Here is a 14,122-nt window from a genome sequence, read left to right on the forward strand (position 1 = left end):
CGAGCGCCGGGCCGCTCGCGGCGCCGGCTGCGCCCGCGGGAGCGGCTGGCGCGTTTGCGGGCCGATTCGACTGCGCATTTGGCGGCGCATTTGGCGGATTCTCGGGCCGGTTCACGATTCGAGCACCTCGCGCAGGCTGTCGGCGATCAGGTTCACGGCGACCACCAGCGAGCCGATCGCGGCGGCGTCGAACGCCACGGTCCACCACGCGCCGCCCGCGAGCAGCGCGTAGGATTCCGCGAGCGCGAGCCCCCAGTCGGCGGACGGCGGCTGGATGCCGAAGCCGAGAAACGACAGCGTCGCCACCGCGAAAATCGCGTAGCCGAGCCGCACGGTCGCTTCCACGACGATCGGCGGCCAGACGTTCGGCAGGATCTCCGCGAACATCACGAAGGGCGCGCGATCGCCGCGCAGACGCGCAGCCGACACGTAGTCGAGATGGCGCTCGGCGAGCACGGCGGCGCGCACGGTGCGCGCGATCAGCGGCGCGAAAGTCACGCCGATCACCAGCACGACCGCGAGATTGGATGCGCCCACGGCCGCGAGCACGAGCAGCGCGACGATCACGAGCGGCAGCGCGAGCACGGCGTCGAGCGCGCGCGAGACGAGCGTGCCGATCCAGCCTTCGAAGTAACCGGTGACGAGCCCGAGCGCCGCGCCCGCGAGCGTACCGGTGAGCGTGGCGAGCGGCGCGATGATGAGAATGTCGCGCGCGCCCACGATCACGCGCGAGCAGATGTCGCGGCCCAGTTGATCGGTGCCGCACCAGTGCGCGTGATCGGGCGGCATCAGCGAGCTGAGCGGATCGGACGCGTAGGCGTCGTAGGGCGCGAACCACTGGCCCGCGAGCGCGCAGACGATCCACGCAAGCAGGATCAGCACGCCGATCACGAACGCGGGCGAGCGCAGCAGCAGACGCAGGATGGCCGCGGCGCGCGAAGACGCCGACGGCGTTTGCGCGCGCGCGTTCGCGTCGAGGGTGTCGGAGGCCGGGCGATTCATGCGCCACCCTTTGCGCGCAGACGCGGATCGAGCAGCACGTGCAGGCCGTCGGCGAGCAGATTCGCAAGCGTATAGACGAGCCCGACGGCGAGCACGCCCGCTTCGAGCAGCGGAAAGTCCTTCGCTTTCGCGGCGTTGTAGATCAGCGAGCCGATGCCTGGATAGCGGAACAGCGACTCCACCACCACGAGTCCGCCGATCAGATAGCCGAGCTGCGTGGCCGCGACCGTCACGCTCGGCAGAAGCGCGTTGCGCAGCACGTGGCGCACGATCACGGTGTGACGCGGCAAACCCTTGAGGATCGCGGTGCGCGTGTAGTCGGCGTCGAGCGCGTCGAGCATGCCCGCGCGCGCGATCCGCGCGAGGTAGCCGAAGAACACGAGCACGAGCGGCAGCACCGGCAGCACGAGATGGCGCAGCGTCTGCAGCGCGCCCGCGTCGGGCGGCGCGACGGCTTCGATCGGCAGCCAGCGCAGCCACACGCCGAAGATCAGAATCAGCACGATCGACGACACGAATTCGGGCACCGCGCTCGCGCACAGGCCGAGCGTGCTGATCAGGCGGTCGAGCCAGCGTCCGCCGTTGAGCGCGGCCCACACGCCGCCGCCGATGCCGAGCGGCACCACCACGAAGAACGCGAGCAGGCCGAGTTTCGCCGACTGCAGCAGCGCGTCGCCGACGAAGGGCGCGACCGCTTGCCGGTAGGTCCACGAGGTGCCGAAGTCGCCGCGCAGCGCATGGCCGATCCATGTGCCGTATTGCTGGAGCAGCGGGCGGTCGGCGCCGAGTTCGTGATTGAGCGCGGCGACGGCGCGCGCGTCGGCGAGCGGGCCGAGCACGGCGCGGCCGATGTCGCCGGGCAGCAGCTGGCCGCCCGCGAACACCAGCACGGACAGCAGCCAGAGCGTGAACAGCGCCCACGCCGCGCGCGTCGCGAGAAAGCGCAGCGCGTTCGTCGAGCGCGCCGCGTGCGCAAGCGCTGTGTTCGCGGCGTCCGGATCGATGCGGGGCGGTCTCGTCAGCGGTGTGGCCATCGGACTCCTGATCTTGAGGCTGGCGCGACTTGATGCAACACGAAGCGACACGAAAATACGCGAGCAGCTTCAGCCCGCGAGCACCGCGCGGTCGAAGTAGAGCTGCGCGAGCGCCGTGAAGTGAATGCCCGACAGCGCGGTGCGCTGCGCGATCAGCTGATCGTAGAAGTACGGAATGATCACCGGCGTTTCGTCGAGCAGCAGCGTCTGGATCTGCGCGGCGACCTGCTTTTGCGCGGCCACGTCGAGCGTCGCCGCGAACTGCGCGACCAGCTTGTCGTACTGCGCGTTGCGAAAGTGCGCCGCATTCCACGTGCCGCCGCTCGTCAGCGGCGCGTTGAGGAACACGTTCGGCACGCCGCGATGGCCGTAGTCGGTGATGCCCATCGGCGCGTCGAGCCAGTCCGATTTGCCGTAGGTGCCCGCGCCGTAATACTGCGACTGGCTTTCCACCTTGAGCGCGATGCGCACGCCGATCGCCTTCGCCGCGTTCTGCACGACCACGGCGAGGTCGGGAATCTCCATGTACTTCTCGGTCGTGAGCGTGATGTCGAAACCGTTGCCCACGCCCGCCTGCGCGAGCAACTGGCGTGCCTTCGCGAGATCGGGCTTGCGCTGCGGCACGCTCGTGCCCGTCGACGGGAAGACGGGCGCGAACGGGCTGTCGTTGCCCACGACGGCGCGGCCCTTGAAGAGCCCGCGCACCATCACGTCGCGATCGAGCGAGAGCGCGAGCGCCTGGCGCACGCGCTTGTCCCTGAACGCGGGCACGTCGTTGCGCATGTGGATCTGCCGATGCGCGCTCGAACGCACGCCGATCACCTTGAAGTCGGGATTGTTCAGGATGCCGATGCCGCCCTGAACGGTGAAGGTGCCCATCACGTCGGCCTGACGGCCTTGCAGCGCGAGGATCTGCGCCTGTTCGTCGGCGTAGAAGGCGAATTCGACGCGTGCGGGCAGCGCCTTGTCGCCCCAGTAGTCGGGGTTGCGCACGAAGCTCGCGCCGCGCCGCGTTTCGTATTTTTCGAGCTTGAACGGCCCGGTGCCGATAAAGCTCTTTTCGTAATTGCCCGCGTAGTTTGCGGGCAGCAGCACGGCGTTGTAGTTGTCCGATGAGACGTAGTACGGGAAATTGCCGTTCGGCGCGTCGAGGTGGAACGCGACGGTGTGCTCGTCGACGAGCTTCGTGCCGCCTTTCGACAGCACGCCCTTGAGCACCGAAAGCGCCGCCGAACCGCTCGCGGGGTCGGCGAGCCGGTCGAAGGTGGCCACCACGTCCTTCGCGCCGAATGGCTGGCCGTCGTGGAATTTCACGTTCGGGCGCAGCTTGAAGGTCCAGACGTCGGCTTTCTCGTTCGCTTGCCACGAGAGCGCGAGGGCGGGCTGCAGGCGGCCTTCGGCGTCGTCGTTGGCGAGGAATTCGCCGGTCTGGTTCAGCAGGCAGAGCGCGCCCGCATCGGTCACGGTGAGCGGATCGACGGCGCCCGCGGGCATCAGATGCGCGACGCGGATGGTCTGGTTGCCGGGCGTGGCGGGCTTCGCGGCTTGTGCACCTTGTGCGCTTTGTGCATGAACGTCGCGCGGCGCGAGCAGACCGCCCGCCGTGACGGCGAGCCCCGAGAGACCGAGCAGGCTCAGATGGCGCAGCAATTCGCGGCGCGTGAGGCGGCCGGCCTGAAACTCGTCGAGGGCGTGATGGCCGGGCGCATCGGCGTGAGGGCGCAGCGAGTCGAAAGCGGACGCGAGGGATGAAGCGGATGACGCTGATGAAGCGAACAGGCGGGACGGCGGACGACGTTTCATCGGTGCGGATTTCCGTGCGATTCCGTGAATGGGCGCGTTAGCGGAAGCGGCCAACGCGACGGCGGCATGCGGTACGGCAGACGACGAAGCAGAATCGGTCCAGTTTACGCGTTTTCGGGCCGTTGATGGCGATGCGGACGATGCCAGGGTTCAGCGGGGTTGCGCGGGATCGCGGCGTCGTGCAGGGCGACGCCGCGTGTTGGCGGGATGGCGCGGCGATTGTCGCGATTGTCGAGTGCGCCGGGATCAGCGCGCCGCGACCGGCCGTCGCCAGCGATGAAACAGCACCGAGCCGATCCAGCAGGCGATGAACAGCGCGACGATCGCATAGCCGAGTTCGCCGAAGCGATCGTTCAGACCCGCGACCAGGCTCCAGAAGCCGCCGCTCGCGTCGAACTTGTCGGCGATCAGGCCGAGCGCTTCCACGCCGCCGATCACGATCGCCACCAGCGCGGAGACGAAGGTGATGCTCGCGTTGTAGTAGAGCTTGCGTTTCGGATCGTCCATGGCCCAGCCGTAGGCGTGGACCATCAGCACGTTGTCGGTGGAATCGACGAGCGTCATGCCCGCCGTGAAAAGCGCGGGGAATACGAGGATCGAGTACATCGGCAGGCCCTTGCCGGCTTCGGCGGCGGCGATGGCGAGCAGGCCGATTTCGGTGGCCGTGTCGAAGCCGAGCCCGAACAGCACGCCGACCGGATACATGTGCCAGCTTTTCGTGACGAGCGCAAAGAGCGGGCGCAGCGCGCGCGAGAACAGACCGGCGGGCGCGGGCGCCTGCGCGGCGAGCGCGGCGGCGTCCTCGCCCTGCTGCGCGCGGCGATAACGGCGCCATACGTCGCGCAGAATCACGAGATTCACGCCCGCGAGCAGCAGCAGAAAACCCGACGACACCAGCGTGCCGATGGTCGAGCCGATCTCGTGAAAGCGCTCGAAGCGGCCATGCAGCGTGAGCGCCGTGAGCGCGATGCCGACCGTGGCCGCGATCACGATGGTCGAGTGCCCGAGCGAGAACGCGAGGCCCACGCCGATGGGCCGCTGGCCGCGCTGCATGAGCTTGCGCGTGACGGCGTCGATGGCGGCGATGTGGTCGGCGTCCACCGCGTGGCGCAGGCCGAAACCGTACGCGAGGAGCGCCGTGCCGAGCAGCAGCGGATAGTGGCGGAACGCGATCAGCGCCCAGGCCCAGGCGGCGAGATTCGCGCCGATCAGCGCGGCGTAGAGAACGATCAGGCGCGGGCGCAGCGGCCTGGCGTGGACGGACGAAGCGGCGGATGTCATGCGTGAATGATCTGGGCTGAGCGGTGGTGTTTAATGATCGTGAGGATTCCGATGGATCGGATCGACCCAATAAACGGCTTCCGGTTGTTCGACCGCGTCGATGTCGAGATTCACGACCACGGCTTCGTTATCGCTGCGCACGAGCACGCATTCGAGCGGATCGTCGGTGCTCGCGTTGATTTCCTGATGCGGCACGTAGGGCGGCACGAAGATGAAATCGCCGGGACCGGCTTCGGCGGTGAACTCCAGATGCTCGCCCCAGCGCATGCGCGCGTGGCCGCGCACCACGTAAATCACGCTTTCGAGCGCGCCGTGATGATGCGCGCCGGTCTTCGCGTTCGGATGGATCGTCACCGTGCCCGCCCAGATTTTCTGCGCGCCGACGCGCGCGGCGTTGATGGCGGCCGCGCGATTCATGCCGGGCGTCTGCGCGGTGTTGGCGTCGAGCTGATCGCCGCGAATCACCTTTACGCCGTGTTCGCGCCAGTCGACGGGGGCGTCGTGGTGATCGTGGTCGTGCGGGTCGTCGTGTGAATGATCGTGCGGATGATCGTGATCGTGGCTCATCGTCGTGTCTCCTCGTTCGTGCGTGGCTCTCGCCGTCCCATTGTGGCATGGACAAAAATGCGCCGGGCACGCATCCGGCGCAAGCGTTTTTCACTTGGCGCACGCGCATGAAAAAAGCCCGTCCTTTGCGGGACGGGCTTGCGTTTCATGCCGCCTGGCGATGCAGGCCGGCGCTTACGACTTCTTGGCGTTGATCACCGCTTCGGCCACGTTCTGCGGCGTTTCCGAGTAGTGCTTGAACTCCATCGTGTAGGTGGCGCGGCCCTGCGTGAGCGAGCGCAGCGACGTCGAGTAGCCGAACATTTCGGAGAGCGGCACTTCGGCGCGCACGATCTTGCCGCCGCCGCCCGCGATGTCCTCCATGCCCTGCACGATGCCGCGCCGGCTCGACAGATCGCCCATCACGTTGCCCATGAAATCCTCGGGCGTTTCCACTTCCACCGCCATCATCGGTTCGAGCAGGATCGGCTTGGCCTTGCGCATCGCTTCCTTGAAGGCCATCGAACCGGCCATGCGGAAGGCGTTTTCGTTCGAGTCCACGTCGTGGTACGAGCCGAACGTGAGCGTGACCTTCGTGTCGACGACCGGATAGCCCGCGAGCACGCCCGCCTTGAGCGTTTCCTGAATGCCCTTGTCGACGGCCGGAATGAATTCGCGCGGAATCACGCCGCCCTTGATCGCGTCGACGAATTCGTAGCCCTTGCCCGGCGCCTGCGGTTCGAGCGTGATGACCGCGTGACCGTACTGGCCGCGCCCGCCCGACTGCTTGACGAACTTGCCTTCGACATCTTCGACCTTGTTCTTCACGGTCTCGCGATATGCGACCTGCGGCTTGCCGACGGTCGCTTCCACGCCGAACTCGCGGCGCATGCGGTCGACGAGAATTTCGAGGTGCAGCTCGCCCATGCCCGAGATGATGGTCTGGCCGGATTCCTCGTCGGTCTGCACGCGGAACGACGGATCTTCCTGCGCGAGCCGGTTGAGCGCGATGCCCATCTTTTCCTGGTCGGCCTTGGTCTTCGGCTCGACGGCCTGCGAGATCACCGGCTCCGGGAAGATCATGCGTTCGAGCACGATCGGATTCGCGGGATCGCACAGCGTGTCGCCGGTCGTCGCTTCCTTCAGGCCGACGGCGGCGGCGATGTCGCCCGCGCGCACTTCCTTGATTTCCTTGCGCTCGTTCGCGTGCATCTGCAGGATGCGGCCGAGACGCTCGCGCTTTTCCTTGATCGCGTTGAGCACCGTGTCGCCCGATTCCACCACGCCCGAGTAGACGCGGAAGAAGATCAGCTGGCCGACGAACGGGTCGGTCATGATCTTGAAGGCGAGCGCGGAGAACGGCTCTTCATCGCTCGGATGACGCTCGATTTCCTTGTCGTGCAGGTCGTGGCCGAGAATCGCGGGCACGTCGACGGGCGAGGGCAGATAGTCGATCACGGCGTCAAGCATCGCCTGCACGCCCTTGTTCTTGAACGCGCTGCCGCACAGCATCGGCACGATCTCGTTGGCGATCGTGCGCTTGCGCAGCGCGCCCTTGATTTCCTCTTCGGTCAGGCTCTCGTGATCGTCGAGGTATTTTTCGAGCAGCGCTTCGTCGGCTTCGGCGGCGGCCTCGACCATCTTCTCGCGCCATTCCTGCGCGGTTTCGAGGAGATTCGCGGGGATCTCGGCGTATTCGAACTTCACGCCCTGGCTCTCGTCGTCCCAGACGATCGCCTTCATCTTCACGAGATCGACCACGCCCTGGAAGTGATCTTCCGCGCCGACCGGAATCTGGATCGGCACCGCGACGCCCTTCAGGCGCTCGCCGATCTGCCGCTGCACGCGGAAAAAGTCCGCGCCGACGCGGTCCATCTTGTTGACGAACGCAATGCGCGGCACCTTGTACTTGTTCGCCTGGCGCCACACGGTTTCGGACTGCGGCTGCACGCCGCCGACCGAGTCGTACACCATGCACGCGCCGTCGAGCACGCGCATCGAGCGCTCGACTTCGATCGTGAAGTCCACGTGTCCCGGTGTGTCGATGATGTTGATGCGGTGCTCGGGATAATTGCCGGCCATGCCTTTCCAGAATGCAGTGGTCGCGGCCGAGGTGATCGTGATGCCGCGCTCCTGTTCCTGCTCCATCCAGTCCATGGTCGCCGCGCCGTCGTGCACTTCACCGAGCTTGTGATTCACCCCGGTGTAGAAAAGGATGCGTTCGGTCGTGGTGGTTTTGCCGGCATCGATGTGAGCGCTAATGCCGATATTGCGATAGCGCTCGATGGGAGTCTTGCGAGGCACGGTGATCTCCTAGGAATGACGCGCCATGGAAAGTGCCGGACGGCGCGCGGCGCGGGCAGCGCGCTATCCGGCGATTCGCGGGCAGGGCGGGCGTTCCGGCGAGCCGGACGCCGGCAGCCGTGCCGCGCGGTGGATTAATAGGATAGCGCTTGCTCGCCGCTTTTGCAGAAACAGCGCCGGAGCACGGCGGCGCGGCGCGCGGGCGGGTTCGGTGCGGTGGCGGCGCGGCGCGCATGAGCCGCGTCGAAGCCAGCAAGCGCGCGAAAAAAAACGGGCGCAAAAAAACCGGCCGCGCGCGAGGCGGGGCCGGTTTCGGGGTCCGGGGACGATGCTTACGCGCCGCGCATCACGGCTGCGGCAGACCCTGGATCTTCATGCCGGGCTTGATGCCCTTCGACGAGAAGAAGCCCTTGCTCATTTCGAGCGCATACACGCCGTTGTTGCGCGGGCAGTGGTTGTTGGTGGTTTCCGCGTCCATCTCGTCGATGTCGGTGATCGTGCCGTCGGCGCGCATGAAGGCGATCGACAGCGGGATCAGCGTGTTCTTCATCCAGAAGCAGTGCACGGCGTTCTCGCCGAACACGAACAGCATGCCTTCGTTGGGCGCGAGCGTCGTGCGATACATGAGACCTTGCTCGCGATCAGCATCGTTCGCGGCCACGGCGGCGTCGATGACGAACATGCCCGCGGTGAGCTTCACGCGCGGAAAATCACCGGGCTGCTTCGCGCCGGGCGGCATCTGCTGGGCATGCGCGACGGTGCTGGTCGCGGCCGTCGACAACGTGAAAGCCGCGGCGGCGGCGAGCGGCAATGCAGCGGCGAGCGCGCAACGCGCGATCAGCGGGCGCAGGGAAAATCGCACGAGTCAGCTCCTTGCTTGAGAATAGTTCGCGCATGTTACGCGAGTACGTCAGCGTGGGTCAAAAACCCGCATCGCGACGTGCGGCGTAAAGCGAGCGCGCAAAGAAAAAGGCAGAGCGCCTTGCGACACTCTGCCCTTCAAACGCGGTGAAGATCGGCACGTTGGGCCGTTCTCCGATGCGTCTTACAGCAAGCTTACTCCGAAGCTGCCGAAGCGGCTTCTGCCTTAGCTGCCTTCTTGTGCGACTTCTTGTGCGACTTCTTGTGCGAAGCCTTGTGTGCCGACGAAGCAGCAGCTGCCGGAGCAGCCGAAGCAGCTTCCGGAGCCGAAGCTTGTGCGAATGCAGCCGATGCGAAGAGGCCAGCGACCAGAGCAGCGATCAGTTTGTTCATTTTGTGAATCCTCAGCTTGAGTTAATTAACCAAGTGACCCGGTAATGGGATCAGGTCGGTAAACGTGCCATCCACCTTTCGGTTGACAGTCTCGATCGGCAAATTCAGAACAAATTCGCGATTCGCGTCTGCCAGCGGTCAGGACCATGCATTGCTGCACGAGCCTGGAAGGCTGAATGCCGGATAGCTTCGGCGGCATCTGCGTGGTTTAACGCATGGTCTCGCACGCCGGTTGACGCGAAGTTTTCATTTCCTTCGCGTTTTCTCGATGTCGTGCTGCAAATGAAAGAAGCGGCGCGCCGGCCGCCTCAACGCAGAACTGAAGCAAAACGGAAAAGTGCTTGCGCAACAGTCACTTGTGCGCGTTTTGGCCTTTTTTCAGGTCACTTCCGCTGCGGCGTCGAACGACGCCACGGCGCATCGGCGGCCACGTCGACACTCTCGCCAGGCGCGATGCCGAGCGAAAAAATATCGAGCGAGCCGATCGCCACGCGCACGAGCCGCAGCGTCGGAAAGCCTACTTTTGCAGTCATGCGCCGCACCTGGCGATTCTTGCCTTCGCTGATCGCGAGTTCGATCCATGTCGTGGGAATCGCGGCGCGATGGCGGATGGGCGGTGTGCGCGCCCACAACAGATCGGCGTCGCTGTCGGCGATTTTCTTCGCGCGACACGGCTGTGTCACGAAGTCGCCGAGATCGACGCCGCGTTCGAGCGCGGCCAGCGCGTCGTCGCCGGGCGCGCCTTCCACTTGGGCCCAATAGCGTTTTACGAGCTTGCGCCGCGGCTCCGCGATGCGCGCCTGCAATGCGCCGTCGTCGGTGAGCAGCAGCAGACCTTCGCTGTCGGCGTCGAGACGGCCCGCGGGATAGACGTTCGGCGTCTTGACCCAGTCGGACAGCGACTCGCGTGTTTCGTGCGGCGAGAACTGGCAGATCGTGCCGAACGGTTTATTGAGGGCGATCAAACGCATGTCGATGGAAGCCGAAAAAATTGAAGCAAAGAAGCGCCGAGATCTTAAAGCAAAACGCCGCGCCGCTCTGTGCTCAGTCTTATATAAGACATAAGACAAGGGTGTGGCGTGAAGGCAAACGCCGCTGCGCCGCAGCATCGACGGAGCTGGAAAAGGCCGGTGAAGCGCGCGGCACGGGCGTTCGGAGCGTGGGCTAGAATAACGGCCAGACCCATGCGCCGCGAGCGTGAGCTGTCATCATGCCGCATCGATTGCGCGAAGCCGCCGGTCATGATTTCACCGATTCTGCGCTTTCGATCCTGTTCGCGGTCGCCAGACCGATCCCCCTACTGGAGTTGATCATGCCGTATCAGCACATCAAGGTCCCGGCGGAAGGTGACAAGATCACCGTCAATCCGGATTTCTCGCTCAACGTCTCCAACCAGCCGATCATTCCGTACATCGAGGGCGACGGCACGGGCGTCGACATCACGCCCGTCATGCTGAAGGTGGTCGACGCGGCGGTGGAGAAGGCGTACGGCGGCCAGCGCAAGATTCAGTGGATGGAAATCTACGCGGGCGAGAAGGCCACGCGCGTGTACGGCCCCGACGTGTGGCTGCCCGAGGAAACGCTCGACGTGGTGAAGGACTACGTCGTGTCGATCAAGGGTCCGCTGACGACGCCGGTGGGCGGCGGCATCCGCTCGCTGAACGTGGCGCTGCGCCAGCAGCTCGACCTCTATGTGTGTCTGCGTCCGGTGCAGTACTTCAAGGGCGTGCCGTCGCCGGTGCGCGCGCCGGAGAAGGTCAACATGGTGATCTTCCGCGAGAACTCGGAAGACATCTACGCGGGCATCGAATGGCCCGCCGAATCCGAAGGCGCGAAGAAGCTGATCCAGTTTCTGCACGACGAGATGGGCGTCTCGAAGATCCGTTTCCCGGAAAGCTCGGGCCTCGGCGTGAAGCCGGTGTCGCGCGAGGGCACGGAGCGTCTGGTGCGCAAGGCCATCCAGTACGCGATCGACAACGATCGCCGCTCGGTGACGCTCGTGCACAAGGGCAACATCATGAAGTTCACCGAGGGCGCATTCCGCGACTACGGCTACGCGCTCGCGCAGAAGGAGTTCGCGGCGGAACTGATCGACGGCGGCCCGTGGATGAAGATCAAGAATCCGAAGACGGGCGGCGACATCGTCATCAAGGATGTGATCGCCGACGCCTTCCTGCAGCAGATCCTGCTGCGTCCCGCCGAATACGACGTGATCGCCACGCTGAACCTCAACGGCGACTATATTTCGGACGCGCTCGCGGCGCAGGTCGGCGGCATCGGCATCGCGCCGGGCGCGAATCTGTCCGATTCGGTGGCGATGTTCGAAGCCACGCACGGCACGGCGCCGAAATACGCGGGCAAGGACTATGTGAATCCGGGCTCGGAAATTCTCTCGGCGGAAATGATGCTGCGTCACCTCGGCTGGTTCGAGGCGGCGGATCTGATCCTCGCGTCGATGGAAAAGTCGATCCAGCAAAAGCGCGTGACGTACGACTTCGCGCGGCTGATGGAAGGCGCGACGCAGGTGTCGTGCTCGGGCTTCGGGCAGGTGATGATCGACAATATGTAGGCAAATTTCAGGGCATATTGTCCCGGATCGACAACCCCGATAGACGAAAAGTCTATCGGTTTTTTTTGTTTCAGGCTGCTTCACCTGGAGTCAGGTCATCCTTCACCGATTGCCTGACTGTCCGCCACAAATTGAGAAAGCCGCTGGTACGGAACGTGATCGCGCAGATGATTTCGTGTTCAGCGGAGGCGTCATGCGTCGTGCAATGAAGTATGGCTTGGGTCATCTGGCCACAAAGGCAACGACAGGCGGCCTGCATTCGCTCAATGCAGGGGTGCGCATAACGTAGCCAAAAGGGAGACCATGACAGCAACGATACGCGCGCCCTACCGGTACTCGTCAATCTCGACTGTGCCGCCCATCGCTTCCAGCAACGCTCGAATGTCGTCGGGAACGTCGGGTACGCGGTCGCCGCGCTCGTTCATCCAGTAGCACCATAGCGCGACCTTGGCGCCCTGTGCGGCTGCCACCTCGCGGAAGTCGGCGCGCGGTAGGCCAAGGCGGCCGACGAGGTATTTCAGGTGCGGGCCAAGGCTGTCGCTGCGCACCGCTGGCTTGCTCTCGACGGCCCAGAGACCGAGCTTGCCCGGTCGCGGACTCTGCTTACCCGAAGGAAGCTCGAATGGCTGTCCCTTCGTTATTTCGCGATCAGGCCGCACGCCAAAGTAGGCGGACCAGAACTGCGGCAAGACGGAGTCCCCGGAAATAATGAACGCCGCATGTGCGAGCGCGTGAGCGATGGGGGTGGATTTCTCGTCAGGGCGCATAGTTGTGAATGTTGTCATCCAGGATTCGGAGTTTGAATTCGACGCTTCCATCATCGTGAAAGATCACGTTATCGGCGGGCCCAAGCCCGTTCGCTGGCTTGAACACGTGAAGCATTTCGCTGAACGTATTTTGGTCGTATCCAAGCATCTTCGCGGCGTAGCGAGGATTGTTCGTGCTCGCGGCAAGCTCTTCTGTAACGTCGCTTAGTCCGGCCGCCTGGTATTCGAACGGTTGCGCATCGCCCAGCGGAGTTTTCAGGCCGCTCGGCACGCGCGGCGGCTTGCCCATCATCTGCTGGACGGTCGCGTAGGGATTGTTGTCCTGTGTCCGCTGTGCGCCGTGTGAGGACCGCTTCTCGCGATCCTCCTGAATGGCCTTGACGCACGCGTGCAGATCCTCGCGCTCGGGCACAAAGATGAGCGCGCCCTCCCTGACCGCTCTTCGCACAGCATCCCAAAGCAACCGGGAATTCTGGAGCGGTTGCCCTCCCGTCGATCCACCACCGAACATGCCAACCTTACCGAGTACGGAGCGCAGCTCGCTTTCACCGGCCGTCGACCGGGCGTGCATCATGCCGCCTCCCGAAAGGAAGGCGCGACGAGCAAGTTGCATGGCCGTCGTGATGTCCTCGATTTCGTCGCGGGTGATTTCGGTGAAATGGCGGTTCGTCCCAAAACTGTAGTGGTGCGCCGGTTCGAACATGCGCGGACTGACCAGGCTCAGGCTGAGCGGCTGCCGAAGGCTGGGCCAGAAAAAATAGGCGTGTCGTTCGTTCTCGTCGTAAATATCGAAATACGAGCCGATAGAGAGCATAGATGGATTTCCTCACCGAGCGCCGCATCGGGCGTGGGCCGTATACCTAGCACGTGCTCGCGTGCCGCACCTTGCGGTAAACCGGGACCAGGCGACTCGATGCCGAAGGCATGAACCGGTGAGGATGCACGGGATAGGCGACCGCCGTGCCGCTAGCAACAGCGACGCCGCTTCTCTCTGCTGACGGAATGTTCAGGTTTGTTCAGGTCTGAGGCGCGCTACGGATCCCAACGCATCTCAACGCAAGTGAGGAAAAAACTGAGGGAAATTGCGCATCATTGAAATTCGAAGGGCGGCCAGCAAAGGCGTAGCACCAGAATTCAACAGAATGATCGAGAGCGTTCTGTCTGAGCGCTCGCACCGATCGACACCCCGGCGCATCGACGGTTCGCCGGGGTTTTTATTGCCTTGCGCTATGATGTGCCGGTTCCCGCACGCTCATTGCCCGCACTTTTCTCGATGCCGTTTCTGCGCCGTCTCCTTCTCGTGTTTGCCTTCGCGCTCCTGTCGATGCGCGGCGCGAGCGCGTGCGAGCACGAAGCGGTCATGCCGATGACGCACGCCGCGCAGTCTGTCGCACGGCATGCCGCAGAAGCGGGCTGCATGTCTTCATCGGGGCATCAGGGTTCATCGCATTGTCACGCCAGTTGCTGCGTGGCCGGCTGCGGCGTTCACTGCGGCGCGCCGCCGCTCGCCGCGCGCTTCGAGGCCTGGGGCGCGAGCGCGCATGCGCCGCCCGTCGTCGCCG

The 14,122-nt window shown here is 64.7% G+C and carries 12 protein-coding genes and 1 pseudogene; 2 read left to right on the forward strand and 11 right to left on the reverse strand.

Features of this window, described 5'->3' with window-relative positions; genetic code table 11:
• Positions 1-111: 111 nt before the first annotated feature.
• The 9 genes from G3N97_RS29060 to G3N97_RS29100 all read right to left on the reverse strand — a co-directional run bounded on the left by G3N97_RS29060 (position 112) and on the right by G3N97_RS29100 (position 10,195).
• On the reverse strand, positions 112-1,002 hold the full coding sequence (locus G3N97_RS29060) for an ABC transporter permease (protein WP_205996412.1): 891 nt from the start codon (positions 1,000-1,002) through the stop codon (positions 112-114).
• Positions 999-2,036, reverse strand: a complete 1,038-nt coding sequence (locus G3N97_RS29065; RefSeq protein WP_205996413.1) for an ABC transporter permease — start codon at positions 2,034-2,036, stop codon at positions 999-1,001. The genes G3N97_RS29060 and G3N97_RS29065 overlap by 4 nt, the downstream gene beginning before the upstream one ends.
• 69 nt (positions 2,037-2,105) lie before the next feature.
• A complete protein-coding gene (locus G3N97_RS29070; RefSeq protein ID WP_205996414.1) occupies positions 2,106-3,839 on the reverse strand; it encodes an ABC transporter substrate-binding protein in 1,734 nt (577 codons plus the stop codon).
• A 246-nt stretch (positions 3,840-4,085) separates the two neighbouring features.
• Complete coding sequence (locus G3N97_RS29075) at positions 4,086-5,120, reverse strand: HoxN/HupN/NixA family nickel/cobalt transporter (protein WP_205996415.1); 1,035 nt, start codon at positions 5,118-5,120, stop codon at positions 4,086-4,088.
• Positions 5,121-5,150: 30 nt separating this feature from the next.
• A complete protein-coding gene (locus G3N97_RS29080) occupies positions 5,151-5,687 on the reverse strand; it encodes a cupin domain-containing protein (protein ID WP_065065204.1) in 537 nt (178 codons plus the stop codon).
• Between the two features lie 174 nt (positions 5,688-5,861).
• Positions 5,862-7,970: an elongation factor G gene (gene fusA / locus G3N97_RS29085; protein WP_065065203.1), complete on the reverse strand. Its 2,109-nt coding sequence runs from the start codon at positions 7,968-7,970 to the stop codon at positions 5,862-5,864.
• Between the two features lie 346 nt (positions 7,971-8,316).
• Positions 8,317-8,832, reverse strand: a complete 516-nt coding sequence (locus G3N97_RS29090; RefSeq protein ID WP_205996416.1) for a DUF192 domain-containing protein — start codon at positions 8,830-8,832, stop codon at positions 8,317-8,319.
• A 194-nt stretch (positions 8,833-9,026) separates the two neighbouring features.
• Positions 9,027-9,224, reverse strand: coding sequence for a hypothetical protein (locus G3N97_RS29095; protein WP_205996417.1), 198 nt, complete (start codon positions 9,222-9,224; stop codon positions 9,027-9,029).
• Between the two features lie 383 nt (positions 9,225-9,607).
• On the reverse strand, positions 9,608-10,195 hold the full coding sequence (locus G3N97_RS29100) for a pseudouridine synthase (RefSeq protein WP_205996418.1): 588 nt from the start codon (positions 10,193-10,195) through the stop codon (positions 9,608-9,610).
• 341 nt (positions 10,196-10,536) lie between these two features.
• Here G3N97_RS29100 and icd point away from each other — a divergent pair, with 341 nt between their 5' ends.
• Positions 10,537-11,793 (forward strand): NADP-dependent isocitrate dehydrogenase, encoded by a 1,257-nt coding sequence (icd, locus tag G3N97_RS29105; RefSeq protein WP_205996419.1) that lies wholly within the window; start codon positions 10,537-10,539, stop codon positions 11,791-11,793.
• A gap of 326 nt (positions 11,794-12,119) precedes the next feature.
• On the opposite strand, the gene G3N97_RS29110 is transcribed toward icd, so the two are convergent.
• Together G3N97_RS29110 and G3N97_RS39690 are read right to left on the reverse strand one after the other, a co-directional pair.
• Positions 12,120-12,578 (reverse strand): DUF4279 domain-containing protein, encoded by a 459-nt coding sequence (locus G3N97_RS29110; protein WP_231957761.1) that lies wholly within the window; start codon positions 12,576-12,578, stop codon positions 12,120-12,122.
• Positions 12,550-13,374 (reverse strand): hypothetical protein, encoded by an 825-nt coding sequence (locus G3N97_RS39690; protein WP_241030897.1) that lies wholly within the window; start codon positions 13,372-13,374, stop codon positions 12,550-12,552. Before G3N97_RS39690 ends, G3N97_RS29110 begins: the two co-directional genes overlap by 29 nt.
• A gap of 441 nt (positions 13,375-13,815) precedes the next feature.
• Here G3N97_RS39690 and G3N97_RS29120 point away from each other — a divergent pair.
• Positions 13,816-14,122: pseudogene (locus G3N97_RS29120) on the forward strand (hypothetical protein); the annotation flags it as partial.

The organism is Paraburkholderia sp. Ac-20347, assembly GCF_017104805.1.
GTDB classification, from domain to species: domain Bacteria; phylum Pseudomonadota; class Gammaproteobacteria; order Burkholderiales; family Burkholderiaceae; genus Paraburkholderia; species Paraburkholderia tropica.

Bases quoted from the DNA above. Each gene is read 5' to 3' on its own strand.
- G3N97_RS29060 (WP_205996412.1), bottom strand. From the start codon at position 1,002: ATGAATCGCCCGGCCTCCGACACCCTCGACGCGAACGCGCGCGCGCAA.
- G3N97_RS29065 (WP_205996413.1), bottom strand. From the start codon at position 2,036: ATGGCCACACCGCTGACGAGACCGCCCCGCATCGATCCGGACGCCGCG.
- G3N97_RS29070 (WP_205996414.1), bottom strand. From the start codon at position 3,839: ATGAAACGTCGTCCGCCGTCCCGCCTGTTCGCTTCATCAGCGTCATCC.
- G3N97_RS29075 (WP_205996415.1), bottom strand. From the start codon at position 5,120: ATGACATCCGCCGCTTCGTCCGTCCACGCCAGGCCGCTGCGCCCGCGC.
- G3N97_RS29080 (WP_065065204.1), bottom strand. From the start codon at position 5,687: ATGAGCCACGATCACGATCATCCGCACGATCATTCACACGACGACCCG.
- G3N97_RS29095 (WP_205996417.1), bottom strand. From the start codon at position 9,224: ATGAACAAACTGATCGCTGCTCTGGTCGCTGGCCTCTTCGCATCGGCT.
- G3N97_RS29100 (WP_205996418.1), bottom strand. From the start codon at position 10,195: ATGCGTTTGATCGCCCTCAATAAACCGTTCGGCACGATCTGCCAGTTC.
- icd (WP_205996419.1), top strand. From the start codon at position 10,537: ATGCCGTATCAGCACATCAAGGTCCCGGCGGAAGGTGACAAGATCACC.
- G3N97_RS29110 (WP_231957761.1), bottom strand. From the start codon at position 12,578: ATGACAACATTCACAACTATGCGCCCTGACGAGAAATCCACCCCCATC.
- G3N97_RS39690 (WP_241030897.1), bottom strand. From the start codon at position 13,374: ATGCTCTCTATCGGCTCGTATTTCGATATTTACGACGAGAACGAACGA.